Genomic DNA, 235 nt, shown 5'->3' with positions numbered 1-235 from the left:
ACATGTCTTCCATAATCATGACAATGGCACTTATATTATTATATATTTTCATAAAAGAGCCTGAAATAGTAGAAGAAAAAGCAAAGGTCAAAAATAAAGAAAAAGATATAGATAAAAGTAAAAGTTTACTTTTCATATTGTTTGCAATATTTTTCTGGTTTACAGGTTTCAATGCTGTAGAAACTTTCTTTTCACTATATGGTCAATATGAATTGGGTATTGATCCAGGAAAAGC

Annotated in this window: 1 protein-coding gene; it reads left to right on the top strand. The window is 27.7% G+C overall.

Annotation, left to right across the window (positions count from 1 at the left end):
• Positions 1-235 (top strand): SLC45 family MFS transporter (locus B0D78_RS13055; RefSeq protein WP_168170147.1); only part of this gene is annotated, 235 nt, incomplete at both ends.

Origin of the sequence: Pyramidobacter sp. C12-8 (assembly GCF_002007215.1) — a bacterium.
Classification (GTDB): Bacteria; Synergistota; Synergistia; order Synergistales; family Dethiosulfovibrionaceae; genus Pyramidobacter.
The sequence above is the reverse complement of the archived record's forward strand: the minus strand, read 5'-3'. Positions and strand labels throughout refer to the sequence as shown.